The following is a 275-nucleotide window of genomic DNA, read 5'->3' on the forward strand; positions in this document are numbered from 1 at the left end:
ATGGTACTTGGACCGCAGGGTCCTGGGAGAGTAGGACGTTGCCAAGCGGGTCTCACTTGTGTGAGATTCACCCTTGTTCCTTGAAAACTGGATAGCGAAACAATTCCGAAAACATCTTTTAAGTGTTTACACTTATAGCTGGATAAGCTAATAAGAGCGCACGGAGGATGCCTAGGCGCCAGGAGCCGAAGAAGGACGTAGCGAACGACGAAACGCCTCGGGGAGCCGTAAGCAGGCTTTGATCCGGGGATGTCCGAATGGGGAAACCCACATGG

Annotated in this window: 1 rRNA gene; it reads left to right on the forward strand. The window is 52.4% G+C overall.

Features of this window, described 5'->3' with window-relative positions:
• Positions 1–140: 140 nt before the first annotated feature.
• Positions 141–275 (forward strand): 23S ribosomal RNA (locus ACSEXW_RS28480); the annotation flags it as partial.

Origin of the sequence: Oryzibacillus soli, from assembly GCF_051594765.1 — a bacterium.
Taxonomy (GTDB): Bacteria; Bacillota; Bacilli; order Paenibacillales; family NBRC-103111; genus Paenibacillus_AR.